We start from the raw sequence: 22,246 nt of genomic DNA, 5'->3' as shown, positions 1-22,246 counted from the left end.
GGGGCTTGCCCCCGATGGCCATGGGTCTGTTAAAACAGGTGTTGGCTGACACACCGCTATCGGGGGCAAGCCCCCTCCCACATTTGAATCTGCGCGTTCTCCAGACCGTGACTAAACCCCCATAAACACGCGACATCACTGGTGCACGCGACAATTAATCGGCACACTCCAGAACAGTTTTTCGCGGGTCCACGGACAAGGAAGCATCGCCCCTCATGATCTCCATCTATCAGCTCAAACCGCGCTTTCAGAACCTGCTGCGCCCCCTCGTGCAACGCCTCTATGACAACGGCACCACCGCCAACCAGATCACCGTGCTGGCCGGCGTCATTTCCGTGCTGGTGGGCCTGCTGATCGCCGGCTTCGCCCAGCACCTCTGGCTGTTTGCGCTGATCCCGCTGTGGATGATTGTGCGCATGGCCCTCAACGCCATCGACGGCATGCTCGCGCGGGAATTCGGCCAGCAATCACGTCTGGGCGCCTACCTCAATGAATTGTGCGATGTGATCGCCGACAGCGCCTTGATTCTGCCGTTTGCGCTGATCCCCGGCGTAAGCCTGGCGCCCGTGCTGCTGGTGACGTTGCTCGCGGTGTTCAGCGAATACGCCGGCGTGTTGGGGCCGATGGTGGGCGCCTCGCGTCGCTATGACGGGCCGATGGGCAAGAGTGACCGGGCGTTCGTACTCGGCGTGCTGGCCACGGGCGTGGCACTGGGCTGGCTCGGCGCCGGGTGGGTCGACACGCTGATGTGGCTGGTCGCCGCGCTGCTGGCCTACACCCTGGTCAACCGGGTGCGCCACGGCCTCAAGGAACAATCAGCAACCTCACCGATTGCATAAGGATTTCTGCGATGCGCGAACAGCAACAGCACACCTTCAGCACCCATGATGGCGTCGAGCTTTTTTACCGGCATTGGACGGCCACGGCCACGGCAGACGCCGGGCCGCGCAAGGCCATTGTGTTGTTCCATCGCGGTCATGAGCACTCAGGTCGCATCGCGCACCTGGTGGACGAACTGGGCCTGCCCGACTTTGACTTCTTCGCCTGGGACGCCCGTGGCCACGGCCAATCCCCCGGCGAGCGCGGTGACAGCCCGAGCTTTGCCACCAGCGCTCGCGACGTACAGACCTTCTGCGACCACATAGGCGCCACCTACGGTATCGACGCAGAAAATCTCGCCGTTGTCGCCCAAAGCGTCGGCGCGGTGATCGCGGCCACCTGGGTGCATGACTACGCACCGAAGATCCGCGCCCTGGTACTCGCCTCCCCCGCCTTCAAGGTCAAGCTTTACGTGCCTTTCGCCCGCCCGGGCCTGGCACTGATGCGCAAGTTTCGCGGCAACTTTTTCGTCAACAGCTACGTCAAGGCCAAGTTCCTCAGCCATGACCCGGAGCGCGTGGCGTCCTACGACAGCGATCCGCTGATCACCAAGGCCATTTCGGTGAACGTGCTGCTGGGCCTGTACGAAGCGGCCGACCGAGTGGTCGCCGACGCCCAGGCCATTCAGGTGCCGACCCAATTGCTGATCTCCGGCTCCGACTTCGTGGTGCACCGCAAACCCCAGCAGCAGTTTTTCGAGCGTCTCGGCAGCCTGAAAAAAGAGCTGCATGTGCTTCCCGGTTTCTTCCACGACACCCTCGGTGAACGTGACCGCGCCACGGCCGTCAACAGCGCCAGGCGCTTTATCCTGCAAAGCTTCGCGCAGCCACTGGACCGCGCCAGCCTGCTGGATGCCGACAAACTGGGTGCCACCTGCGCCGAATCCGAAGCCCTCGCCGCACCGCTGCCGCGCAATTCCCTGCGCGATCTGTACTGGCGCATGACGCGCGCCAGCATGGGCCTGGGCAAGAACCTGTCCGACGGGGTGAAACTGGGCTTCGACACCGGTTTCGATTCCGGCAGCACCCTGGACTACGTGTACCGCAACACGCCCACCGGCAAAGGCGCGCTGGGGCGGATGATCGACACCAACTACCTGAACTCCATCGGCTGGCGCGGTATTCGTCAGCGCAAACTGAACGTCGAAGAACTGCTGCGCCTGGCCATGGCGCGGTTGCGCGCGGACGAGCGTGAAGTGCGTATCGTCGATATCGCCGCCGGTCACGGGCGGTACATTCTGGAAGCGTTGCAGGGTGTGTCGCCGCTGCCGGAATCGATCCTGCTGCGCGACTACAGCGACATCAACGTGCGCGACGGCGGTGCGTTGATCCGTGAAAAAGGCCTGGGCGACATTGCCCAGTTCGTCAAAGGCGATGCGTTCGACCGTGCGAGCCTGGCGGCGCTGGAGCCCAAGCCGACGTTGGCGGTGGTGTCCGGGTTATATGAGTTGTTTGCCGATAACGCCATGGTCGGCGGTTCGTTGTCAGGCCTGGCCGAAGCGGTGGAACCGGGCGGCTATCTGGTCTACACCGGCCAACCGTGGCACCCGCAGCTGGAACTGATCGCCCGCGCCTTGACCAGCCACCGCCAGGGCCAGGCCTGGGTGATGCGTCGGCGCAGTCAGGCGGAAATGGACCAACTGGTGGAGGCTGCAGGCTTTCGCAAGATCACTCAGCGTGTGGATGAGTGGGGCATTTTCACGGTGTCCCTGGCGCAGAAGATCTGAGCATGCGCGAACCCGGCTTATTCAAACCAGCGCTTCTCTGGCTGCTGCTGTTGGCACCGCTGTTTTTCAGCACCTACGGCCTCGCCACCTGGGTCACCACCCAGCGTAGCGATGTGGGTACGCTGGTGTTCGGCTGGGAAACCCATATGCCGTTCTGGGCCTGGACCATCGTGCCTTATTGGTCCATCGACCTGCTGTACGGTTTCTCCCTGCTGCTGCCGAGCACCCGCCACGAACTCAGGCAACACGCCCTGCGCCTGCTGACGGCCCAGGTGATTGCCGTCAGTTGCTTCCTGATCTGGCCGCTACGCTTCACCTTCGAACGGCCGGAACTGGAGGGCGTGTTCGGCTGGTTGTTTGCAGTGCTGGCAGGCTTCGACAAACCCTTCAACCAGGCGCCTTCACTGCATATCGCGCTGCTGGTGATCCTGTGGGTGGTATATCAGCGGCATACCCAGGGTCTCTGGCGCTGGGCAGTGCACGGCTGGTTTGCACTGATCGGTATTTCCGTACTGACCACTTATCAACATCACTTCATCGACTTACCCACAGGCGCCCTCGCCGGCTGGTTGTGCGTGTGGCTATGGCCGCTGGAACATCCCAGCCCGCTGCGCAATGCCCGACTGACACGCGACTCTAAACGCGGTTGGCTGGGTGCGCGCTACGCCCTTGGCGCGCTGGCGCTGATGCTGCTCGCGCTGACCTTGGGCGGTTGGGGGTTATGGCTGCTATGGCCGGCGGCATCCCTCGGCCTGGTCGCGACCAACTACTGGCTGCTGGGTGCCGAGGGCTTTCAGAAACGCAGCGATGGCCAGCTGACGCCCGCAGCGCGTTGGCTGTATGCGCCTTACCTCGCTGGCGCCTGGATCAATTCGCGGCTGTGGACACGTACCCACCCACAGCCCGACCTGATTGTGGATAACGTCTGGCTGGGGCGGATTCCTGCGGCCAGCGAGCAACCGCCATTCAAGGCCATCGTCGATCTCTGCGCCGAATTGCCGATTGATCCACAAGGCCGGCGCTATCAATGCATCCCTGTTCTGGACTTGATTGCGCCAACTCCCGCCGAATGCCTGCAAGCCGCCCAGGCCATCGAACGCTTGCGCTTGGACGGCCCGCTGCTGGTGTGCTGCGCCCTGGGCTACTCGCGCAGCGCAACGGCCATCGCAGCCTGGCTGTTGCACAGCGGGCGCGCGGCGACGGTCGACCAGGCGCTGGCTATTATTCGTACAGCACGAACCCGTGTGGTCCTGCATCCTGCACATCGCTTGGCTTTGGAGGGGTTGTCCCATGCCCGCTGACATGGAGCTGCACGTAGTTGCCAGCCTGCTGCGTCGTGGCCGTTCGCTGGACCAGTTATCCACAGGCCTGACCCTGGTCGGTGTGCTGTTCGGTCTGGCCCAGTTGCTGATGGCGAGCGTTTCGACGATCTGCCTGCTGCTGGCCTTGTGGATGATCATCCTGGGCCTTCTACAAAAATACTGGGCGCTACGCGTTGCGTTCGATGCCGATTTGTTCGCCCTGCTGGCCCGCGACACCGAGCGCACCCCGGACCTTGACCAAGCCCTGCAAGCCCTTGGCCTGCAATCGGCCGAGCGCGCCGGCAGGCCTTGGGTCGAACGCCGTCGTGGCGCACTCAAATTGCTGCGCAAACAGGCCTGGCTGCTTGGCGCGCAAGTGTTGCTGACCCTGGGCGTGATACTTGCCAGCCCTTGGCTACCTTTCGCCGGATAAGGAGTTCCCATGTTCGAACCCGTGGTCGCCACACTGATTACCTCCATGGCCCGCACCGTTACGGGCGCTCGCAGCCTGTGGCTGGGTTGCGCGCCAGTGCCGGTACAACGCATCTATTTCGCCAATCACAGCAGCCACGGCGACTTCGTGCTGGTGTGGGCGTCGCTGCCGCAGAACCTGCGCAAATTCACCCGCCCTGTGGCCGGCAGCGATTACTGGAATAAAAGCGCGCTGCGCCGCTACATCATCAACCGTGTGTTCAATGGCGTGCTGATCGATCGCGAGCGCAAGGAGCCTGTGGATAACCCGCTGCAGCCGATGCTCGCCGCCCTCGAAGGCGGCGACTCGCTGATTATCTTTCCCGAAGGTACGCGCAATCTGGAGGACGGCTTGCTGCCGTTCAAAAGCGGCCTGTATCACTTGGCAAACAGTTACCCACAGGCCGAGCTGATCCCGGTGTGGATAGCCAATCTCAACCGCGTCATGCCCAAGGGCCGTGTCCTGCCATTGCCATTGTTATGCACAACCAGCTTCGGCGCTCCACTGCACTTGGAAGAAGGCGAAGACAAAACCGCGTTCCTTGCCCGCACACGCGACGCCCTGCTCGCCCTCGCCCCGGAGCATTCCTGAGATGGATAGCCAAACCCTGATGTTATTCGGCGGGATCGGCGCGATCCTGGTCACCGCCTCGCTGATCGGCCTGATCCTCAAGCTGCGCACCCGTGGCAACCCCAATGCGGTGATCGACAACCTCAATGCGCGCATCAACGCCTGGTGGGTGATGGTGGTCGTGATCGGTATTGCCTTCTGGCTCGGTACCGGCGCGGTGATCCTGCTGTTCTACGCGGTGTCGTTCTACGCCCTGCGCGAATTCCTCACCCTCACGCCGACCCGGCGCAGCGACTACCCGGCGCTGGTAGCGGCGTTCTACCTGGCGCTGCCGCTGCAGTACGTGCTGATCTATGCCGATTGGTACGGGCTGTTCTCGATCTTCATCCCGGTCTACGTGTTCCTGCTGCTGCCGATCCTCGCCTCCCTGGGCGGCGACAGTACCCACTTTCTGGAGCGCGCATCGAAGGTGCAATGGGGCCTGATGATCGCGGTGTTCTGCGTGTCGTTCGTCCCGGCGCTGCTGACGCTGGACATCCCCGGTTATGAAGGCCGCAACCTGCTGCTGATCGCCTACCTGGTGATCGTGGTGCAACTGTCCGACGTGCTGCAGTACGTGTGCGGCAAGTTGTTCGGCAAACACAAGATCGCGCCCAACCTCTCGCCGTCCAAAACCGTGGAAGGCTTTGTCGGCGGCATCCTGCTGTCATCCCTGATCGGTGCGGCGCTGTGGTGGACCACGCCGTTCAACCCGTGGCAGTCATTCCTGATCGCGCTGTTGATCAACTTGCTGGGGTTTGCCGGCGGGATTGTGATGTCGGCGATCAAGCGTGACCGCGGCGTGAAGGATTGGGGCCATATGATCGAGGGGCACGGCGGCATGCTGGATAGGCTGGACTCGGTATGCTTTGCGGCGCCGATCTTCTTCCACCTCGTGCGCTACTGGTGGACCTGAGCCTTCCCCTTTCTCAAAACCAATGAAGATCAAACTGTGGGAGGGGGCTTGCCCCCGATGGCGGAGTATCAGTGACCTGTGAGTTGACTGAGCCACTGCTATCGGGAGCAAGCCCCCTCCCACCTTGGTTTTTGGTGCTTCAGGACCCACTCAGACCGCCGAAGGTACAAGCGTGCATGGACAGTCGCAGAAGGACTTTGCATCGGCCCGCATCCTTGAATGGAGCGAATCCAAAACGTAAAAAGGGGCTGTCGAAACAGCCCCTTTTGGGTACGCCAGTCAGGCTTACTCCACCGTTACCGACTTCGCCAGGTTGCGCGGTTGGTCAACGTCGGTGCCCTTGAGTACGGCGACGTAGTACGACAGCAACTGCAGCGGGATGGTGTAGAGGATCGGCGACAGGGTGTCGTGGATGTGCGGCATGTTGATCACGTGAGTGCCTTCACCGTTGGTCATGCCGGCCTTTTCGTCCGCAAACACAATCAGCTGGCCGCCACGGGCGCGCACTTCCTGCAGGTTGGACTTGAGCTTTTCCAGCAGCTCATTGTTCGGCGCCACGGTGACCACGGGCATGTCGTCATCCACCAGGGCCAGTGGGCCGTGTTTCAGTTCGCCGGCCGGGTAGGCTTCGGCGTGGATGTACGAGATTTCCTTGAGTTTCAGCGAACCTTCCATCGCGACCGGGTACTGCGCGCCACGGCCGAGGAACAGGGTGTGGTTCTTGTCGGCAAACAGTTCGGCGACTTTTTCCACGGTGCCGTCCATGGCCAGGGCTTCGCCCAGGCGGGTCGGCAGGCGGCGCAGTTCTTCCACCAGGGTGGCCTCAACGCCTTCGGCGAGGGTGCCGCGCACTTGGCCGAGGGACAAGGTCAGCAGCAACAGGCCGACCAGTTGGGTGGTGAAGGCTTTGGTCGAGGCGACGCCGATTTCGCGACCGGCCTGGGTCAGCAGGGTCAGGTCGGATTCGCGCACCAGTGAGCTGATGCTGACGTTGCAGATCGCCAGGCTGCCGAGGAAGCCCAGCTCCTTGGCGTTGCGCAGGGCGGCCAGGGTGTCGGCGGTTTCGCCGGACTGGGAGATGGTCACGAACAGGGTGTCGGGCTGCACCACCACTTTGCGGTAGCGGAACTCGCTGGCAACTTCGACCTGGCACGGGATACCGGCCAGTTCTTCCAGCCAGTAACGCGCAACCATACCGGCGTGGTAGCTGGTGCCGCAGGCGACGATTTGCACGTTGCGCACTTTGGCGAACAGCTCGGCGGCTTGTGGGCCGAAGGCGTTGACCAGCACCTGGTTCTGGCTCAGGCGACCTTCGAGGGTGCGCTGCACCACGGAAGGCTGCTCGTGGATTTCCTTGAGCATGAAGTGGCGGAACTCGCCCTTGTCGGCGGCTTCGGCACCGTCACGGTATTGCACGGCTTCGCGCTCGACGGACTGACCGTTGACGTCCCAGATCTGCACGCTTTCACGGCGGATGTCGGCGATATCGCCTTCTTCCAGGTACATGAAGCGGTCGGTCACTTGACGCAGGGCGAGTTGGTCGGAGGCGAGGAAGTTCTCGCCCAGGCCCAGGCCGATCACCAGTGGGCTGCCACTGCGCGCGGCAACCAGGCGGTCAGGCTGGCTGGCGCTGATCACGGCCAGGCCGTAGGCGCCGTGCAGTTCCTTGACCGTGGCCTTGAGGGCGGTGGTCAGGTCGCTGTGGTCCTTGAGCTTGTGGTTGAGCAGGTGGGCGATGACTTCGGTGTCGGTGTCCGAGGTGAACACGTAGCCGAGGCCCTTGAGTTGTTCGCGCAGCACTTCGTGGTTTTCGATGATGCCGTTGTGCACCACGGCCAGGTCGCCCGAAAAGTGCGGGTGAGCGTTACGCTCGCAAGGTGCGCCGTGAGTAGCCCAGCGGGTGTGGGCAATACCCAGGCGGCCTACCAGTGGCTCGCCGGCCAGGGCCTGGTCCAACTCGCTGACTTTGCCCGGACGACGCATACGCTCCAGCTTGCCGGCGTTGGTGAAGACCGCGACACCGGCGCTGTCATAGCCACGGTATTCCAGGCGCTTGAGGCCTTCGATCAGGATGGCCGTTACGTTACGTTCGGCGACTGCGCCAACAATTCCACACATGGTATTTCTCCTAGATGACTGCCGCGCATATCAGCGTAATGCCGCGGGCTTGGATCTGGTCGCGGGCCTCGAGCGGCAGGCGATCATCGGTGATAAGGGTATGGACACTGCTCCAGGGCAGTTCCAGGTTGGGAATCTTGCGGCCGATCTTGTCGGATTCGACCATCACCACGACTTCACGGGCGACCTCGGCCATGACGCGGCTCAGGCCCAGCAATTCGTTGAAGGTGGTGGTACCGCGCTGCAAATCGATACCGTCGGCACCGATGAACAGTTGATCAAAATCGTAGGAACGCAAAACCTGCTCGGCGACCTGACCCTGGAACGAATCCGAATGCGGATCCCAGGTACCGCCGGTCATCAGCAGCACCGGTTCATGCTCCAGCTCGCTCAAGGCGCGGGCCACGTTCAGGGAATTGGTCATGACCACCAGGCCGGGTTGATGGCCCAGTTCGGGAATCATCGCGGCGGTGGTGCTGCCGCTGTCGATGATGATGCGCGCGTGTTCACGCAAGCGCACCACGGCGGCGCGGGCAATCGCACGCTTGTAGGCCGACACCGGCTGGGCCGCGTCGCCCACCAGTTCCTGAGGCATGGTGATTGCACCACCGTAGCGGCGCAGGAGCAGGCCATTACTTTCGAGGGCGGCCAAATCCTTGCGGATGGTCACTTCCGACGTTTCGAAACGCTTGGCCAATTCGTCCACACTCACTTCGCCCTGTTCATTGAGCAAGGTCAGGATGTTGTGGCGACGTTGGGGGGTGTTTCGTTTCGACATGGCAGTGATAAGTTTCGTTTCGAAAGATAACGAAGGCAATCAAAACCTATTGGCGAAAGATCGTCAAGCGGTGGCGATCACTATTTTTGAAATAACACAGGCCAATGTGGGAGGGGGCTTGCTTCCCGATGGCGGTGTATCAGTCAGTCTATGTCCTGGCCGATGCACCGCCATCGGGAAGCAAGCCCCCTCCCACATTGGAATTTTGTTGCTTGTCAGACTGGGGTACTCAGGTTTTTTTGATTTTGACCGGGCGTTTCCAGCCGTCGATGTTGCGCTGGCGCGCACGCGCTACGGCCAGTTGCGACTTATCCACATCCTGGTTGATGGTTGAGCCCGCTGCGGTGTTGGAACCATCACCGATGGTCACAGGAGCCACCAGCGAATTGTTGGAGCCGATGAATACGTCTTCGCCAATCGTCGTCTGGTACTTGTTGGCGCCGTCGTAGTTGCAGGTGATGGTGCCGGCACCGATATTGGTGCGGGCGCCAATGACAGCATCACCCAGGTAAGTCAGGTGACCGACCTTGGCACCTTCACCGAGGTGGGCGTTTTTCAGTTCGACAAAGTTACCCACATGGGCCTTGGCTCCCAGCTCGCTACCCGGACGCAACCGCGCAAACGGCCCGGCATCGCTGCCCTCGCCCATCACCGCACCGTCGATATGGCTGTTGGCCTTGACCACCACGCCTTTGCGCAAGGTGCTGTCTTTGATCACGCAGTTCGGACCAATCACCACGTCGTCTTCAATGATCACGCGGCCCTCGAGGATCACGTTGATATCGATCAACACGTCGCGGCCGACCGTCACTTCACCCCGTACATCGAAACGCGCCGGGTCACGCAGGGTGACGCCCTGGGCCATCAGGCGGCGGCCTTCGCGCATCTGGTAGTGGCGCTCCAGCTCCGCCAGCTGCTTGCGGTCGTTGGCGCCCTGCACTTCCATCGGGTCGTGGGGCTGTTCGGTGGCGACCACCAGGCCGTCACTGACCGCCATCTCGATGACGTCAGTGAGGTAGTACTCGCCTTGGGCGTTGTTGTTGGACAGGCGGCTCATCCAGTCGCCCAGCTTGTCGGCCGGCACGGCGAGAATGCCGGTATTGCCTTCGGTAATGGCGCGCTGGGCTTCGCTGGCGTCCTTGTGCTCGACGATCGCGGCGACCTTACCGTCGGCATTGCGCACAATACGTCCGTAGCCGGTGGGATCGTCCAGCTCAACGGTGAGCAGGCCCATCTGGCCTGGCACCACGTGCTTGAGCAGGCGTTGCAGGGTTTCCACTTCGATCAGCGGCACGTCACCGTAGAGAATCAGCACGGTATCAGCGGTAATGAACGGCACGGCCTGCGCAGTGGCGTGGCCAGTGCCCAATTGCTTGTCCTGCAATACGAAATTCAAGTCGTCTGCGGCCAGACGCTCACGTACCACATCGGCACCGTGCCCGATGACCACGTGAATGCGTTGCGGGGCCAACTGCCGGGCGCTGTGGATAACATGACCGAGCATGGAATTGCCTGCGACCGGGTGCAGCACCTTGGGCAGGGCTGAGCGCATGCGGGTGCCCTGGCCTGCGGCGAGAATTACGATTTCAAGAGACATGAATGGCTACCAATCCTGGGCGGTCCGGCTTCAGACCAGAGAAGTGTTTTGCAAAAAAGAAAAAGGGTAGCCGAGGCTACCCTTTTTAATCAATCACGCGTGAAGCGTAACGGCAAAGCCGCTTACTTCTTGCGGATCTGCTGGAGCGTACGCAGCTGCGCTGCAGCTTCGGCCAGACGGACTGCAGCAGCGCTGTAGTCGAAGTCTGCGCCTTTTTCGTTCAGCGCCTTCTCGGCAGCCTTGACGGCTTCCTGAGCGGAGGCTTCATCCAGGTCGCCAGCACGTTGCACAGTATCGGCAAGTACCTTGACCATGTTCGGCTGAACCTCGAGGAAACCACCGGAGATGTAAAACACCTCACGTTCCCCGCCTTGCTTGGTCAGAGTGATCGGACCTGGCTTCAAACTGGTGATCAACGGCGCGTGGCCCATGGCAATACCCAGGTCACCGAGTTCGCCGTGTGCAATCACCATTTCTACCAGACCGGAGAAGATTTCCCCTTCCGCGCTGACGATATCGCAATGGACTGTCATAGCCATCTGATTGCCTCAACCTGATGAGCGCCCGTTTCCGGGCGCCAGGATTACAGTTTCTTGGCTTTCTCGATCGCTTCTTCGATGCCGCCAACCATGTAGAACGCTTGTTCTGGCAGGTGGTCGTAGTCACCGTTGAGGATGCCTTTGAAGCCAGCAATGGTGTCTTTCAGGGAAACGTATTTACCCGAGGCACCGGTGAAGACTTCAGCCACGAAGAACGGCTGCGACAAGAAGCGCTGGATCTTACGAGCACGGTTTACCAACTGCTTGTCGGCTTCCGACAGCTCGTCCATACCCAGGATCGCAATGATGTCCTTCAGTTCCTTGTAACGCTGCAGCACGTACTGAACGCCGCGAGCGGTGTCGTAGTGCTCCTGGCCGATCACGTTCGGGTCCAGCTGGCGCGACGTCGAGTCGAGTGGATCGACCGCTGGGTAGATACCCAGGGAAGCGATGTCACGGGACAGAACGACGGTGGCGTCCAAGTGGGCGAAGGTGGTGGCTGGCGACGGGTCGGTCAAGTCATCCGCAGGTACGTATACCGCCTGGATCGAGGTGATCGAACCTTCCTTGGTCGAAGTGATACGTTCTTGCAGAACGCCCATCTCTTCAGCCAGGGTCGGCTGGTAACCTACTGCCGAAGGCATACGGCCCAGCAGTGCGGATACTTCAGTACCGGCCAGGGTGTAACGATAGATGTTGTCGACGAACAGCAGAACGTCGTTACCTTCGTCACGGAACTTCTCGGCCATGGTCAGGCCGGTCAGTGCTACGCGCAGACGGTTTCCCGGCGGCTCGTTCATCTGACCGTAAACCAGTGCCACTTTGTCCAGAACGTTGGAGTCCTTCATCTCGTGGTAGAAGTCGTTACCCTCACGGGTACGCTCACCCACACCGGCGAACACGGAATAACCGCTGTGCTCGATGGCGATGTTACGGATCAGTTCCATCATGTTTACGGTCTTGCCTACACCGGCACCACCGAACAGACCGACTTTACCGCCCTTGGCGAACGGGCAAACCAGGTCGATAACCTTGATGCCGGTTTCCAGCAGGTCGTTGCCGCCCGCTTGCTCGGCGAACGAAGGTGCTGCGCGGTGAATGCCCCAGCGCTCTTCGGTGTCGATCGGGCCAGCTTCGTCGATCGGGTTGCCCAGTACGTCCATGATCCGGCCCAGGGTCGCTTTACCGACCGGTACGGAGATGGCTGCGCCAGAGTCGATAACGTCCAGACCGCGCTTCAAGCCTTCGGTGGAACCCATCGCAATGGTACGAACTACGCCGTCGCCCAGCTGCTGCTGAACTTCCAGAGTAGTGTCCGCGCCTTGTACTTTCAGCGCGTTGTAGATGCTCGGTACGCTGTCGCGTGGGAATTCCACGTCGATAACGGCGCCGATGATTTGAACGATACGTCCGCTACTCATAGCTGGATCCTCTGAATATTTGAACCGTTAAACCGCGGCAGCGCCGCCGACGATTTCCGAGATCTCTTGGGTGATCGCAGCCTGACGCGCCTTGTTGTAGATCAGCTGCAAATCGCTGATCAGATCACCGGCGTTATCGGTAGCGTTTTTCATCGCGATCATCCGCGCCGCTTGTTCAGCTGCGTTGTTCTCGACCACCGCCTGGTACACCTGCGACTCCACGTAGCGCACCATCAAGCCGTCAAGCAGCTCTTTGGCGTCTGGTTCGTAGAGGTAGTCCCAGTGGTGCTTGAGTTCCTGATCCGGAGTTGCCACCAGTGGAATCAATTGCTCCACGGTTGGCTGCTGGGTCATGGTGTTGATGAACTTGTTGGATACCACGGACAGGCGGTCAATCCGGCCTTCCAGATACGCATCCAGCATCACCTTCACACTGCCGATCAAATCATTGATCGACGGCTCTTCACCCAGGTGGCTGATAGCTGCAACGACGTTACCGCCGAAGTTACGGAAAAAGGCCGCACCCTTGCTACCCACAACACACAGATCGATCTCGACGCCGTTTTCGCGGTTTACCGCCATGTCCTTGACCAGGGCCTTGAACAGGTTGGTATTCAGGCCACCGCACAAACCACGGTCACTGCTCACTACCACATAACCCACGCGCTTGACGGCGCGCTCGATCATGAACGGGTGGCGGTATTCCGGGTTGGCGTTGGCCAGATGCCCAATTACCTGGCGGATACGCTCCGCATAAGGACGGCTAGCAGCCATGCGCATTTGTGCCTTGCGCATTTTGCTGACCGCCACTTTTTCCATGGCGCTGGTAATCTTTTGCGTGCTTTTGATGCTCGCAATCTTACTGCGAATCTCTTTTGCGCCTGCCATGTAACACCTATCAGGTTAGCAAGCGGGAGCCTTGCGGCTCCCGCTGCGGCTTACCAGGTTTGGGTGGCCTTGAACTTCTCGATACCGGCTTTCATGCCAGCGTCGATATCGTCATTGAAGTCACCCTTCACGTTGATCTTCGCCATCAATTCGGCGTGATCGCGGTTGAAGTAAGCAATCAGCGCTTGTTCAAAGCTGCCGACCTTGGTGATTTCAACGTCGGTCAGGAACCCACGCTCAGCGGCATACAGCGACAACGCCATGTCAGCGATCGACATTGGGGCGTATTGCTTCTGCTTCATCAGCTCGGTAACGCGCTGACCATGCTCAAGTTGCTTACGGGTCGCTTCGTCCAGGTCAGAAGCGAACTGGGCGAATGCCGCCAGTTCACGGTACTGAGCCAGAGCGGTACGGATACCACCGGAGAGCTTCTTGATGATCTTGGTCTGAGCGGCACCACCCACACGGGATACCGAAACACCGGCGTTCACTGCAGGGCGGATGCCTGAGTTGAACATCGCCGATTCCAGGAAGATCTGACCGTCGGTGATGGAAATCACGTTGGTCGGAACGAACGCGGAAACGTCGCCAGCCTGGGTTTCGATGATCGGCAATGCGGTCAGGGAACCGGTTTTGCCGGTCACTGCGCCGTTGGTGAACTTCTCTACGTACTCTTCCGAAACGCGGGATGCGCGCTCCAGCAGACGGGAGTGGAGATAGAACACGTCGCCTGGGTAGGCTTCACGGCCTGGTGGACGGCGCAGCAGCAGGGAAATCTGGCGGTAAGCCACTGCTTGCTTGGACAGATCGTCATAAACGATCAGCGCGTCTTCACCGCGGTCGCGGAAGAATTCACCCATGGTGCAACCGGAGTACGGTGCCAGGAATTGCAGCGCAGGAGATTCCGAAGCACTGGCAGCCACGATGATCGTGTTGGCCAGGGCGCCGTTTTCTTCCAGCTTGCGAACCACGTTGGCGATGGTCGATTGCTTCTGACCAATGGCTACGTAGACGCAGAAAATGCCGCTGTTCTTCTGGTTGATGATCGCGTCGATGGCCAGAGCGGTTTTACCGATCTGACGGTCACCGATGATCAGCTCACGCTGGCCACGGCCGACTGGGATCATGGCATCGACAGCCTTGTAGCCAGTCTGTACAGGCTGGTCTACCGACTTACGCCAGATCACGCCTGGAGCAACTTTCTCGACCGCGTCGGTCTCGGTGTTGCCCAGTGGACCTTTACCGTCAACAGGGTTACCCAGTGCGTCGACTACGCGACCCAGCAGTTCCTTACCAACCGGAACTTCCAGGATGCGGCCTGTGCACTTGGCGCTCATGCCTTCGGCCAGACTGGTGTATGCGCCCAATACAACGGCACCTACGGAGTCTTGCTCCAGGTTGAGGGCCATACCGTAGACGCCGCCCGGAAACTCGATCATCTCGCCGTACATAACGTCGGCCAGACCGTGAATCCGCACGATGCCGTCAGATACGCTGACGACAGTGCCTTCGTTACGGGCTTGGGAGGTCACATCGAGCTTGTCGATGCGGCCCTTGATAATTTCACTTATTTCGGAAGGATTGAGTTGCTGCATTGCTCTGCTGCCCCTTCAAACTCAAGATTTCAATGCTTCGGCAAGTTTCGCGATTTTTCCGCGAATCGAGCCATCGATAACCAGGTCGCCGGCACGGATAACGACACCACCAATCAGGGATGCGTCCTCCGAAGCTTGCAGGCGCACTTCCCGATTGAGTCGTGCACTGAGAACCTTGGCGAGTTTGTCTTGCTGTTCTTGGTTCAATGCAAAAGCACTGGTCACTTCAACGTCTACCGATTTCTCTGCTTCGGCCTTGTACAGGTCGAACAGAGCGGCAATCTCCGGCAACAGCGGGAGACGGTCGTTTTCGGCAATGACGTGAATGAAGTTCTGCACTTTCACATCAAACTTGTCGCCGCACACTTCAATAAAAGTGGCGGCCTTGTCTGCGCTCGTCAGGCGCGGGGCCTTGAGCACGCGCTGCATGGTGTCGTCTTGCGACACTGCTGCAGCCAGGCCGAGCATGGCTGACCAAGAGGCCAGTTGCTGGTGGGCCTGGGCGTGCTCGAAGGCTGCCTTAGCGTAAGGTCGGGCCAACGTGGTCAGTTCTGCCATGATCGCCCTCGCTTAAATTTCAGCAGCCAGTTTGTTAACCAGCTCCGCGTGCGCGTTTTGATCGATTGTGGCACCGAGGATCTTCTCGGCACCGCCGACCGCCAGAGCACCCAGTTGGGCACGCAGCGCGTCTTTGACACCGTTCAGTTCCTGTTCGATCTCGGCATGAGCCGAAGCCTTCACACGGTCAGCTTCGACGCGGGCTTTTTCAACAGCCTCTTCGACGATCTGGTTACCGCGTTTCTTGGCTTGCTCAATGATCTCGGCTGCCTGTGCTTTAGCTTCGCGCAGTTGCTGACCCACTTTCTCGTGGGCCAACTCCAGGTCGCGAGCTGCACGGCTGGCAGCGTCCAAACCATCCGCGATCTTCTTCTGACGTTCGTGCAAAGCCGCGATGACCGGAGGCCACACGAACTTCATGCAAAACACTACAAAAATGAAGAACGCAACGGATTGGCCAATCAGGGTTGCATTAATGTTCACGCCAACACCTCGCTCATTCGTTGTCCATCACCCCAATCACTCGAAAAGTCGAGTGATTAGCCAGCGAGTTGACCAACGAAGGGGTTCGCGAAGGTGAAGAACAGTGCGATACCAACGCCGATCATGGTCACGGCGTCGAGCAGGCCGGCAACGATGAACATTTTAACTTGCAGCATTGGCACCATTTCTGGCTGACGCGCTGCGCCTTCCAGGAATTTGCCGCCCAGCAGGCCGAAACCAATGGCAGTACCCAGGGCGCCCAGGCCGATCAACAGTGCAACAGCGATAGCGGTTAGACCAACTACAGTTTCCATCTTTCCTCCCGACTTTTACGTCGTATGGTTTAGGTTTTTTAGATTTTAAAGCGGTAAAACAAATCGTTTCATAGCCCTGGAGGGCCACCTTCCCGTTTGACCGGGAAGGACATCAGACTAGTCGAGACTGGTCTTAATGGTTCTCTTCGTGCGCCATCGACAGGTAGACGATGGTCAGCATCATGAAGATGAAGGCCTGCAGGGTGATGATCAGGATGTGGAACACAGCCCACGCCCACTGCAGAACGATGCCCAGGCCGCTAAGCCAGAGCAGACCGCTGCCGAACATCACAGCGATCAGAATGAACACCAGCTCGCCGGCATACATGTTGCCGAACAGTCGCAAGGCCAGGGAAATCGGCTTGGCGACCAGGGTCACGAATTCCAGCAGGAAGTTAACCGGGATCAGCAGGGCTTGAACGAAAATGTTCTTGCTGCCGAACGGGTGCAGGGTCAGTTCGCCGATGAAACCGCCGATGCCCTTGACCTTGATGCTGTAGAAAATGATCAACGCGAACACCGACAGGGCCATGCCCAGGGTCGCGTTCGGGTCAGTGGTCGATACGGCACGGAATGGAATGTGCGCATCGCCGGAGATCAGGATGGCCAACTGAGGAATCCAGTCCACCGGGATCAGGTCGACGGCGTTCATCAGGAACACCCAGACGAAGATGGTCAGTGCCAGCGGTGCAATCACCGGGCTGCGGCCATGGAAGCTGTCTTTCACGCTGCCATCGACGAATTCGACCAATACTTCAACGAAGTTCTGCAAAGCACCTGGCTGACCGGAAGTCGCCTTTTTTGCCGCCATGCGGAAAATCAGGACGAAGATCAGACCCAATGCGACCGACCAGCCCAGAGTATCCAGGTGGAAGGCCCAGAAACCCATTTCCTTGGCTTCTGCTGCGGTGTGGGCAAAGCCCCAGCCGCCGTTGGGAAGCTGACCGAAGGTCAGGTTCTGCAAGTGGTGCTGGATATAGCCCGAAGCGGTTGTTTCTGCCATGGTTGCCTCAAACGCCCTAAGGTTTCGAAAGTCTTGTTTTCATTAGCAGGGGAGCGAACCAGCTGACCAATTGGGTCAACACGAAGACGCCGAATACAGCCAGCGGCGCCAATGGCTTCACACCTGCAAAGGTCAGTGCGAACAGCACTGCCGTCAAAATCAGTTTCCCCGCCTCGCCGGCATAAAAAGACCGGACGATGGCCTGGGCTGCTCGGGCGCCGGAAAACCGAAAGGCCCTGTGAGCAAAATACATATTGGGCAGCAAGGCTATCAGGCCTCCGCAGAGTCCTGAATATCCGGCTACGACGCCATGCCAGTACCAAAGCGCCAATGCAGCGATCAGCAAAACGACAAGTTGCGCCAATAAAACCGGAAAAACAGCCAAGCGATGGAACGGCAACGTGTTTGGCGTGCGGGTTTCCATCACGCTTGCTCCTCAATGGTCGGCTGCCGGAAATCAATAACTTGGCATACTTTGTGCCGACAAAATGCGCGCAGAGTATAGGGGCGGTTCAGCCCCTATTCAACTGCCGGGTAGTGATTTCCGATCACGCGCTACATGAGCAAATGTTTCTGCGAATGTTTCAACGGATGTGGGAAAGGACGCCTTGAAGCTCATCAAGGGAGTTATATCCGATAACCAATTGCCCTTTGCCTTTCTTGCCGTGGCGAATTTGCACCGCAGAGCCTAGGCGCTCGGCGAGGCGCTGCTCAAGGCGCGCGATATCCGGATCAGGTTTGACGGTTTCGACCGGTGCAGGTTTGCCACTCAGCCATTGGCGAACCAAGGCTTCCGTCTGACGAACGGTGAGCCCGCGTGCGACAACGTGTCGCGCCCCTTCAACCTGTTGATTTTCCGGCAAACCGAGCAAAGCACGGGCGTGTCCCATTTCCAGGTCACCGTGGGACAACATGGTCTTGATGACTTCCGGCAGCGCGATCAAGCGCAGCAAGTTGGACACGGTGACGCGGGATTTGCCCACCGCCTCGGCCACTTGTTGCTGAGTCAGCTGGAATTCCTGCTGCAAACGCTGCAAGGCGATCGCTTCTTCGATCGGGTTGAGGTCTTCACGCTGGATATTCTCGATCAATGCCATGGCAATGGCGGTTTCATCCGGCACATCGCGCACCATCGCCGGGATGGTTTCCTTGCCGGCCTGTTGGCTGGCGCGCCAGCGACGCTCACCGGCAATGATTTCAAAGCGGCCACTGCCAATCGGGCGCACCACGATCGGTTGCATCACGCCCTGGGCTTTGATCGAGTTGGCCAGCTCTTCCAGAGCCTGCGGGTCCATGTCGCGACGTGGCTGGTATTTACCGCGCTGGATCAGGTCCAGCGGCAAGTGCTGCAGCTCACGCTCGTCGGCCTGCACCGCTTGTTCTTCCAGCGAAGTGACGGTCGGACCACTCAGGAGTGCATCCAGTCCACGTCCGAGACCTCGTTTTTTGACGGCCATGGGGATTCCTTAAGTTGGCTGGGCTGCAGCGGTGCGTGAATTGCGACGTTGGCGACGCACCATCTCACCGGCCAGCGCCAGGTAGGCAATGGCGCCACGGGATGATTTGTCGTAAGCCAGCGCCGGCATGCCATAGCTTGGCGCCTCGGCCAGGCGAATGTTGCGTGGAATCACTGTGTCGTAGAGCTGGTCGCCGAAATGCTCCTTGAGCTGCGCCGAGACATCGTTCATCAGGCTCAAGCGCGGGTCATACATGGTCCGCAGCAGGCCTTCGACTTTCAGGTTCGGGTTGAGCAATTCGGCAATACGCTTGATGTTATCCACAAGGTCGCTCAAGCCTTCGAGTGCGAAATACTCGCACTGCATGGGGATAATCACCCCATCGGCGGCAACCAGAGCGTTGAGCGTGAGCATCGACAGCGACGGCGGGCAGTCGATCAGGATGTAGTCGTAATTCTCGCGGATGGGTGCCAGGGCGCTGCGCAGACGGCTTTCCTTCATCTGCATTTCCAGCAGTACCACTTCCGCCGCAGTCAGATCGCGGTTGGCCGGCAGCAGTTGATAACCGCCGTGCTCGGAGTAGTGCATGGCCTGGCCCAGGTCACACTCGCCGATCAGCAAGTCGTAGACCGAGTTTTCCAGGCCGTGTTTATCCACACCGCTACCCATGGTGGCGTTGCCCTGTGGATCGAGATCGATCAACAGCACCCGGCGCTTGGTCGCGACCAGGGATGCTGCGAGGTTGATGCAGGTGGTGGTTTTACCCACGCCACCTTTCTGGTTCGCTATCGCGAATACCTTAGCCATTCTTGCTTGTGTTCCCAATCATGCCGTGCGGCGCAGTATCAGCAGATGGCGTTGGCCTTGGCAACCGGGTACGGCCAAGGCGTGTTCGCTATCGAGGTGGAAGTCTGCCGGCAATGCTAACAGCTCGTCGCTTGGATGGACGCCCTTCATTGCCAGCCAGCGGGTGTCGTGGTCGCCCAGGTGGCGAGTCCAGTTGCTGAAGTTCTCCATGCTGCTGAATGCCCGGGAAACAATTCCGTTGAAGGGCTGCTCAGGCGTAAAGGCTTCGACGCGACTGTGGACAACTTGCAGGTTGTCCAGCTTGAGTTCGAGTTTGACCTGGGTCAGGAAGCGGGTTTTTTTGCCGTTGCTGTCCAGACAGGTCACTTGCGACTCGGGAAACAGGATGGCCAGTGGAATGCCAGGCATGCCGCCGCCGCTGCCGACGTCCAACCAGCGACCGTTTTCGATAAATGGCATTACGCTCAAGCTGTCGAGCAGATGGCGCGACACCATTTCGTCCGGATCGCGCACTGCGGTCAGGTTGTAGGCCTTGTTCCATTTGATCAACAGGGCCAGGTAGCCCATCAGCAAAGCGTGCTGGGCTTCAGTCAGGTCGACGCCCAACTGGCGCGCACCTGTGGATAACTCTTCGGCGTGTTGCGTGGTGACCAACGAACTCAAGCGCTTTGCTCCAACTGACGGCCCGCGCCGCGTTTTTTCAAATGAATCATCAACAGCGAAATAGCTGCCGGAGTGACGCCAGGTATACGCGATGCCTGCCCGAGGGTTTCCGGCCGAGTTATCCCCAGCTTGCTTTGGATTTCCTTCGACAGTCCGGAAATCCCTGTGTAATCGATATCCACAGGCAGCTTGGTGTTTTCACTGGCGCGCAGGCGAGCGATCTCGTCCTGCTGGCGATCAATGTAACCGGCGTATTTGGTCTTGATTTCCACCTGTTCCGCAACCTGTGGATCTTGCGCGCCGCCGCCGGTCACTTCGACCAGGCCAGCGTAATCAATCTCTGGACGGGACAGCAGGTTCAGCAAGTTGTACTCGTGGGTCAGCGGCGTGCCGAATTTTTCGGCGATCGCATCACCCTGTTCAGTGCCCGGACGAACCCAGGTGCTTTTCAGGCGCTGCTCTTCGAGCGTGATGCTCTCGCGTTTTTTGCAAAAGGCCGCCCAGCGCGCGTCATCGACCAGACCCAACTCGCGACCTTTTTCGGTCAAGCGCAGATCGGCGTTGTCTTCGCGCAGGATCAGGCGATATTCGGCCCTGGACGTGAACATCCGGTACGGTTCCTGGGTGCCCAGGGTAATCAGGTCGTCGACCAACACGCCGATATACGCTTCATCGCGACGCGGGCACCAGCTGTCTTTGCCCTGGGCACGCAGTGCAGCGTTGGTACCGGCCAGCAAACCCTGGGCGCCGGCTTCTTCGTAACCGGTGGTGCCGTTGATTTGCCCGGCGAAGAACAAACCGCCGATCACCTTGGTTTCCAGGCTGTATTTCAAGTCACGTGGATCGAAATAGTCGTACTCGATGGCGTAGCCAGGGCGGACGATATGGGCATTTTCCATCCCGCGAATCGATTGCACGATCTGGATTTGCACGTCGAACGGCAGGGAAGTGGAAATCCCGTTCGGGTACAGCTCGTGAGTCGTCAAGCCTTCGGGCTCGATAAAGACCTGGTGGCTTTCCTTGTCGGCAAAGCGATGGATCTTGTCTTCAATCGAGGGGCAATAACGCGGGCCGATACCTTCGATCACCCCGGAATACATCGGCGAACGGTCGAGGTTCGCGGCAATGATTTCGTGGGTACGGGCGTTGGTATGGGTGATCCAGCAGCTTACCTGTCTGGGGTGCTGTTCCTTGGAACCCATGAACGACATGATCGGAATCGGGGTATCACCGGCCTGTTCGGTCATTACCGAAAAATCTACAGAACGTCCGTCGATACGCGGCGGAGTCCCGGTTTTCAAGCGGCCCACACGCAGCGGCAATTCACGCAGACGGTGTGCCAGGGCAATCGACGGCGGATCACCGGCGCGACCACCGGAATAATTCTGCATGCCGATGTGGATAAGTCCGCCAAGGAAGGTCCCGGTAGTCAACACCACGGATTCTGCAAAGAAGCGCAGACCCATTTGCGTGACAACGCCGCGTACCTGGTCCTGCTCGACGATCAGGTCGTCTGCGGCCTGTTGAAATATCCACAGGTTTGGCTGGTTTTCCAGGGTTTCACGTACGGCGGCCTTGTACAGAATACGGTCGGCTTGTGCACGAGTGGCCCGTACGGCCGGGCCTTTGCGGCTGTTGAGCACGCGAAATTGGATACCACCCTTGTCGGTGGCCATGGCCATCACGCCGCCAAGGGCATCGATTTCCTTGACCAGGTGGCTTTTGCCGATGCCACCAATGGCGGGGTTGCAACTCATGGCGCCGAGGGTTTCCACGTTATGCGTCAGCAACAGGGTTTTTACGCCCATGCGTGCTGACGCCAGTGCTGCCTCGGTACCGGCATGACCGCCGCCGATGACGATCACTTCAAAACGGGAAGGGAAATCCACCACGCACCTCGTGCCTGCTTATGTAGGTAATCAGGAATTGTTGGTTGAAAGAGTTTTGCAGCTTATGGCGGCAAGTATAGGGACTTCGCCCTTCCTAAAGAACCCTTTGCACAAAATTTAACCAGCTGTGGATGGATCACGGACAATAGAAATTAAAAGAGAGAAATTTATTAAATCTTTGTTTTTATGTTTATTTCTACTGGGTACCTTTTCTGTGGATAGATTTATGCAGG

General features: G+C 59.4%; 22 protein-coding genes. 6 read left to right on the top strand and 16 right to left on the bottom strand.

Annotation, left to right across the window (positions count from 1 at the left end; translation table 11 throughout):
- The first annotated feature begins 215 nt into the window (after window positions 1-215).
- Genes PspCFBP13528_RS00725 through PspCFBP13528_RS00700 form a run of 6 tightly spaced genes read left to right on the top strand, consistent with a single transcriptional unit; the run spans window position 216 to window position 5,903 of the window.
- Window positions 216-839, top strand: a complete 624-nt coding sequence (locus PspCFBP13528_RS00725; RefSeq protein WP_065953323.1) for a CDP-alcohol phosphatidyltransferase family protein — start codon at window positions 216-218, stop codon at window positions 837-839.
- Between the two features lie 11 nt (window positions 840-850).
- Window positions 851-2,605, top strand: a complete 1,755-nt coding sequence (locus PspCFBP13528_RS00720; RefSeq protein ID WP_137199475.1) for a bifunctional alpha/beta hydrolase/class I SAM-dependent methyltransferase — start codon at window positions 851-853, stop codon at window positions 2,603-2,605.
- Between the two features lie 2 nt (window positions 2,606-2,607).
- A complete protein-coding gene (locus PspCFBP13528_RS00715) occupies window positions 2,608-3,906 on the top strand; it encodes a phosphatase PAP2/dual specificity phosphatase family protein (RefSeq protein WP_137199474.1) in 1,299 nt (432 codons plus the stop codon).
- Window positions 3,896-4,339, top strand: coding sequence for a hypothetical protein (locus PspCFBP13528_RS00710; RefSeq protein ID WP_137199473.1), 444 nt, complete (start codon window positions 3,896-3,898; stop codon window positions 4,337-4,339). Before PspCFBP13528_RS00715 ends, PspCFBP13528_RS00710 begins: the two co-directional genes overlap by 11 nt.
- Before the next feature lie 9 nt (window positions 4,340-4,348).
- Window positions 4,349-4,969 (top strand): lysophospholipid acyltransferase family protein, encoded by a 621-nt coding sequence (locus tag PspCFBP13528_RS00705; RefSeq protein ID WP_065953327.1) that lies wholly within the window; start codon window positions 4,349-4,351, stop codon window positions 4,967-4,969.
- A 1-nt stretch (window position 4,970) separates the two neighbouring features.
- Complete coding sequence (locus PspCFBP13528_RS00700; protein WP_065933648.1) at window positions 4,971-5,903, top strand: phosphatidate cytidylyltransferase; 933 nt, start codon at window positions 4,971-4,973, stop codon at window positions 5,901-5,903.
- 285 nt (window positions 5,904-6,188) lie between these two features.
- Here the strand turns inward: PspCFBP13528_RS00700 and glmS are convergent, their stop codons facing one another.
- The 16 genes from glmS to mnmG all read right to left on the bottom strand — a co-directional run bounded on the left by glmS (window position 6,189) and on the right by mnmG (window position 22,013).
- The gene (gene glmS / locus PspCFBP13528_RS00695; protein WP_057011543.1) at window positions 6,189-8,021 is read right to left on the bottom strand and encodes a glutamine--fructose-6-phosphate transaminase (isomerizing); all 1,833 of its coding nucleotides are present in this window, start codon (window positions 8,019-8,021) and stop codon (window positions 6,189-6,191) included.
- A 10-nt stretch (window positions 8,022-8,031) separates the two neighbouring features.
- Window positions 8,032-8,799, bottom strand: coding sequence for a DeoR family transcriptional regulator (locus PspCFBP13528_RS00690; protein ID WP_065886690.1), 768 nt, complete (start codon window positions 8,797-8,799; stop codon window positions 8,032-8,034).
- Window positions 8,800-9,028: 229 nt separating this feature from the next.
- Entirely contained in the window at window positions 9,029-10,396 is a 1,368-nt protein-coding gene (gene glmU / locus PspCFBP13528_RS00685) for a bifunctional UDP-N-acetylglucosamine diphosphorylase/glucosamine-1-phosphate N-acetyltransferase GlmU (protein ID WP_101218799.1), read from the bottom strand.
- 122 nt (window positions 10,397-10,518) lie between these two features.
- Window positions 10,519-10,935 (bottom strand): F0F1 ATP synthase subunit epsilon, encoded by a 417-nt coding sequence (locus PspCFBP13528_RS00680; RefSeq protein ID WP_032885166.1) that lies wholly within the window; start codon window positions 10,933-10,935, stop codon window positions 10,519-10,521.
- A gap of 44 nt (window positions 10,936-10,979) precedes the next feature.
- Window positions 10,980-12,356 (bottom strand): F0F1 ATP synthase subunit beta, encoded by a 1,377-nt coding sequence (atpD, locus tag PspCFBP13528_RS00675; RefSeq protein WP_065953331.1) that lies wholly within the window; start codon window positions 12,354-12,356, stop codon window positions 10,980-10,982.
- A 27-nt stretch (window positions 12,357-12,383) separates the two neighbouring features.
- Window positions 12,384-13,244, bottom strand: a complete 861-nt coding sequence (gene atpG, locus PspCFBP13528_RS00670) for a F0F1 ATP synthase subunit gamma (RefSeq protein ID WP_003195829.1) — start codon at window positions 13,242-13,244, stop codon at window positions 12,384-12,386.
- A 50-nt stretch (window positions 13,245-13,294) separates the two neighbouring features.
- Window positions 13,295-14,839 (bottom strand): F0F1 ATP synthase subunit alpha, encoded by a 1,545-nt coding sequence (gene atpA / locus PspCFBP13528_RS00665; RefSeq protein WP_065953332.1) that lies wholly within the window; start codon window positions 14,837-14,839, stop codon window positions 13,295-13,297.
- A gap of 21 nt (window positions 14,840-14,860) precedes the next feature.
- The gene (locus PspCFBP13528_RS00660) at window positions 14,861-15,397 is read right to left on the bottom strand and encodes a F0F1 ATP synthase subunit delta (RefSeq protein WP_003195833.1); all 537 of its coding nucleotides are present in this window, start codon (window positions 15,395-15,397) and stop codon (window positions 14,861-14,863) included.
- Window positions 15,398-15,409: 12 nt separating this feature from the next.
- A complete protein-coding gene (locus PspCFBP13528_RS00655) occupies window positions 15,410-15,880 on the bottom strand; it encodes a F0F1 ATP synthase subunit B (RefSeq protein WP_003195835.1) in 471 nt (156 codons plus the stop codon).
- Window positions 15,881-15,936: 56 nt separating this feature from the next.
- On the bottom strand, window positions 15,937-16,194 hold the full coding sequence (gene atpE, locus PspCFBP13528_RS00650) for a F0F1 ATP synthase subunit C (RefSeq protein ID WP_002555987.1): 258 nt from the start codon (window positions 16,192-16,194) through the stop codon (window positions 15,937-15,939).
- A 133-nt stretch (window positions 16,195-16,327) separates the two neighbouring features.
- Window positions 16,328-17,197, bottom strand: a complete 870-nt coding sequence (atpB, locus tag PspCFBP13528_RS00645; RefSeq protein WP_057725770.1) for a F0F1 ATP synthase subunit A — start codon at window positions 17,195-17,197, stop codon at window positions 16,328-16,330.
- Window positions 17,198-17,213: 16 nt separating this feature from the next.
- Entirely contained in the window at window positions 17,214-17,621 is a 408-nt protein-coding gene (locus PspCFBP13528_RS00640; RefSeq protein ID WP_065886693.1) for a F0F1 ATP synthase subunit I, read from the bottom strand.
- A gap of 160 nt (window positions 17,622-17,781) precedes the next feature.
- Complete coding sequence (locus tag PspCFBP13528_RS00635; protein WP_065953333.1) at window positions 17,782-18,654, bottom strand: ParB/RepB/Spo0J family partition protein; 873 nt, start codon at window positions 18,652-18,654, stop codon at window positions 17,782-17,784.
- Window positions 18,655-18,663: 9 nt separating this feature from the next.
- Window positions 18,664-19,461, bottom strand: a complete 798-nt coding sequence (locus tag PspCFBP13528_RS00630; RefSeq protein ID WP_057725767.1) for a ParA family protein — start codon at window positions 19,459-19,461, stop codon at window positions 18,664-18,666.
- A gap of 18 nt (window positions 19,462-19,479) precedes the next feature.
- Window positions 19,480-20,124 (bottom strand): 16S rRNA (guanine(527)-N(7))-methyltransferase RsmG, encoded by a 645-nt coding sequence (gene rsmG / locus PspCFBP13528_RS00625; RefSeq protein WP_065953334.1) that lies wholly within the window; start codon window positions 20,122-20,124, stop codon window positions 19,480-19,482.
- Complete coding sequence (mnmG, locus tag PspCFBP13528_RS00620) at window positions 20,121-22,013, bottom strand: tRNA uridine-5-carboxymethylaminomethyl(34) synthesis enzyme MnmG (protein WP_137199472.1); 1,893 nt, start codon at window positions 22,011-22,013, stop codon at window positions 20,121-20,123. Before mnmG ends, rsmG begins: the two co-directional genes overlap by 4 nt.
- Window positions 22,014-22,246: the final 233 nt, after the last annotated feature.

Source organism: Pseudomonas sp. CFBP13528, from assembly GCF_005233615.1.
In the GTDB taxonomy this organism is placed as follows: Bacteria; Pseudomonadota; Gammaproteobacteria; order Pseudomonadales; family Pseudomonadaceae; genus Aquipseudomonas; species Aquipseudomonas fluorescens_AM.
This window is presented reverse-complemented; position numbering and strand designations above follow the sequence as displayed.

Coding starts and splice junctions, on each gene's coding strand:
- glmU (WP_101218799.1), bottom strand. CDS start 10,396: ATGTCTCTTGAAATCGTAATTCTCGCCGCAGGCCAGGGCACCCGCATG.
- atpE (WP_002555987.1), bottom strand. CDS start 16,194: ATGGAAACTGTAGTTGGTCTAACCGCTATCGCTGTTGCACTGTTGATC.
- PspCFBP13528_RS00690 (WP_065886690.1), bottom strand. CDS start 8,799: ATGTCGAAACGAAACACCCCCCAACGTCGCCACAACATCCTGACCTTG.
- PspCFBP13528_RS00635 (WP_065953333.1), bottom strand. CDS start 18,654: ATGGCCGTCAAAAAACGAGGTCTCGGACGTGGACTGGATGCACTCCTG.
- atpD (WP_065953331.1), bottom strand. CDS start 12,356: ATGAGTAGCGGACGTATCGTTCAAATCATCGGCGCCGTTATCGACGTG.
- atpA (WP_065953332.1), bottom strand. CDS start 14,839: ATGCAGCAACTCAATCCTTCCGAAATAAGTGAAATTATCAAGGGCCGC.
- PspCFBP13528_RS00725 (WP_065953323.1), top strand. CDS start 216: ATGATCTCCATCTATCAGCTCAAACCGCGCTTTCAGAACCTGCTGCGC.
- PspCFBP13528_RS00705 (WP_065953327.1), top strand. CDS start 4,349: ATGTTCGAACCCGTGGTCGCCACACTGATTACCTCCATGGCCCGCACC.
- atpB (WP_057725770.1), bottom strand. CDS start 17,197: ATGGCAGAAACAACCGCTTCGGGCTATATCCAGCACCACTTGCAGAAC.
- glmS (WP_057011543.1), bottom strand. CDS start 8,021: ATGTGTGGAATTGTTGGCGCAGTCGCCGAACGTAACGTAACGGCCATC.
- PspCFBP13528_RS00720 (WP_137199475.1), top strand. CDS start 851: ATGCGCGAACAGCAACAGCACACCTTCAGCACCCATGATGGCGTCGAG.
- PspCFBP13528_RS00640 (WP_065886693.1), bottom strand. CDS start 17,621: ATGGAAACCCGCACGCCAAACACGTTGCCGTTCCATCGCTTGGCTGTT.
- PspCFBP13528_RS00700 (WP_065933648.1), top strand. CDS start 4,971: ATGGATAGCCAAACCCTGATGTTATTCGGCGGGATCGGCGCGATCCTG.
- PspCFBP13528_RS00630 (WP_057725767.1), bottom strand. CDS start 19,461: ATGGCTAAGGTATTCGCGATAGCGAACCAGAAAGGTGGCGTGGGTAAA.
- PspCFBP13528_RS00680 (WP_032885166.1), bottom strand. CDS start 10,935: ATGGCTATGACAGTCCATTGCGATATCGTCAGCGCGGAAGGGGAAATC.
- atpG (WP_003195829.1), bottom strand. CDS start 13,244: ATGGCAGGCGCAAAAGAGATTCGCAGTAAGATTGCGAGCATCAAAAGC.
- PspCFBP13528_RS00660 (WP_003195833.1), bottom strand. CDS start 15,397: ATGGCAGAACTGACCACGTTGGCCCGACCTTACGCTAAGGCAGCCTTC.
- PspCFBP13528_RS00710 (WP_137199473.1), top strand. CDS start 3,896: ATGCCCGCTGACATGGAGCTGCACGTAGTTGCCAGCCTGCTGCGTCGT.
- PspCFBP13528_RS00715 (WP_137199474.1), top strand. CDS start 2,608: ATGCGCGAACCCGGCTTATTCAAACCAGCGCTTCTCTGGCTGCTGCTG.